2 protein-coding genes are annotated in these 2,196 nt (G+C 67.2%); both read left to right on the top strand.

Annotated elements, in window-relative coordinates; genetic code table 11:
• The first annotated feature begins 157 nt into the window (after positions 1 to 157).
• Positions 158 to 730: a tripartite tricarboxylate transporter TctB family protein gene (locus FGX59_RS36565; RefSeq protein ID WP_138473444.1), complete on the top strand. Its 573-nt coding sequence runs from the start codon at positions 158 to 160 to the stop codon at positions 728 to 730.
• The coding region (locus FGX59_RS36560) for a tripartite tricarboxylate transporter permease (RefSeq protein ID WP_138473443.1) at positions 730 to 2,196 on the top strand (1,467 nt) is incomplete at its 3' end. The genes FGX59_RS36565 and FGX59_RS36560, both read left to right, overlap by 1 nt.

Below are 2,196 nucleotides of genomic sequence, written 5' to 3'. Positions count from 1 at the left end.
GCGAAGAAATCGCCTGAGGAGTTCGGCATTCCGCGGCCCTGATCCGCGACCCGCAGGAGGCCCCGGCTCAAGGCCGGGGCAGCGCAGTGCGGGGTCCCGGCCTTGAGCCGGGACCTCCTGGACGGGACCGCCACGACGGCGGGCAGAGGAGGTGCAGATGAAATCCGATTTCCGGGGCGATGCCGATCACCATGACGGCACGTCCGACGCAACACCGGGCGGCTACGAGGGGCAGAGGCGCCCCGGAGAGCTGGTCTTCGGCGGGCTGATGCTCGCCTCGAGCCTCGGCCTGCTATGGAGTGCCTACGGCATTTCCGGCTTCGAGGCGCTCTCGGCGCCCGGCACGGTGCCGATGGCGACCACCGCGGTGATGGCTGCCAGCGCGGCGATCATCCTGATGCGCGACATGCGCCTGCCGAAGGTCCAGAACGAGACCGTCGCCCGCGACATCCTGCCGGGCCGGGTCGTGGCCATCGCGGCGATGCTGCTGGCCTATGGCGCGCTCCTGAAGCCGCTGGGCTTCGTGCCGGCCTCGGCGCTCTTCCTGGTGCTGGCGATCAAGCTGCTCGGCCACCGCAGCTGGGGCTGGACCCTGGGCATCTCGCTCAGCACGCTGGTGCTGATCTGGGTGGTCTTCCGCATCGTCTTCTCGGTGCTGATGCCCGCGGGGATCTTCCCCGAGGCGGAGCTCCTGCAGGCGCTGCGCGGGCTTTTCGGGGGGGCGTCGTGATGGACACGCTGATGGCCTTCCTCACCGTCTTCACCCAGCCGCAGCTTCTCGTCCTGGTCGGGCTCGGCACCTTCGCGGGCGTCTATGTCGGCGCGATCCCGGGGCTTTCCGTCACCATGGCGGTGTCGATCCTGATCTCCTTCACCTTCTCCTGGGACGTCTATCCGGCAATCGCGCTGATGGTGGGGATCTACATGGGCGGGGTCTATGGCGGCTCGCGCACCGCGATCCTGCTGAACATCCCCGGCGCGCCCTCGGCCATCGCCACGGCGCTTGACGGCTATCCGATGGCGCAGCGCGGCGAGGCGGGCACCGCCATCGGCGTGACCACGGTGATGTCCTTCTTCGGCGGGCTCGTCGGCATCGCGGTGCTGGCGCTGGCCGCGCCCTTCGTGTCGGATTTCGCGCTGACCTTCCAGCCCAGGGACTACATGCTGCTGGCCGTGCTCGGCATCCTGCTCGTGGGCTCGCTTTCGGCGGGGAGCCTGGTGAAGGGCATCTTCGCCGGCGCCTTCGGCATCGCCATCGGCGCGGTGGGCATGGACCCGCTGACCTTCACCGGGCGCTTCACCTTCGACCTGCCGATCCTCGAATCCGGGATCAGCTTCATCGCGGTGATGATCGGCATGTTCGGCGTCTCCGAGGCGCTGATGCAGCTCCACCATGTCGACAAGGAGGCCGTGCGCCAGAAGATCGGCCGCATCGTCCCGTCCTTCGGCACGGTGAAGAAGCACCTGCCGCTGAGCCTGCAGACCTCCTCGATCGGGGTGCTGATCGGCGCATTGCCCGGAACCGGCGGCGACATCGCGGCGCTGATGGCCTATGACCATGCCAAGCGGATCACGAAAAATCCCGAACGGCCGTTCGGCCAGGGCGCCATGGAAGGGCTCGTCGCGCCCGAAACGGCGAATAACGCGGCTGTCGGCGGCGCCTTCATCCCGATGATGACGCTGGGCATCCCCGGCGACGCGGTCACGGCGATCATGATCGGCGCGCTCTTCATCCACGGGCTGAACCCGGGGCCGATGCTGATGGTCGAGCAGCCGCAGATGTTCTGGTTCATCATCGGCGCGCTCTTCACCGCCAATGTCTTCATGCTGATCTTCGGCCTGACCGGCATCAAGCTCTTCACCAAGATGGTGGAGATGCCCCGCGCGGTGCTGATCCCGCTGATCATGCTGCTGTCGGTGGTCGGCGCCTATGCGGTGAACAATTCGCTCAGCGATGTCTACTGGATGCTCGGCTTCGGCATCTTCGGCTATTTCATGCGCCATTACGGCTATCCGCTGGGGCCGGTGATCCTGGGCGTGATCCTCTCGCGGCTCCTCGACGACAACTGGCGCCGGGCGATCATCTCCGAGCGCGAGGATCTGGGCCGCTTCTTCCACGGGCTCTTCACCAGCCCGCTCTCCACCGTGCTCTTCATCGCCGTCGTCCTGATCTTCGTGTCGCAGACGCCGCTCTGG

Origin of the sequence: Poseidonocella sp. HB161398 (assembly GCF_005870025.1) — a bacterium.
In the GTDB taxonomy this organism is placed as follows: domain Bacteria; phylum Pseudomonadota; class Alphaproteobacteria; order Rhodobacterales; family Rhodobacteraceae; genus Mangrovicoccus.
This window is presented reverse-complemented; position numbering and strand designations above follow the sequence as displayed.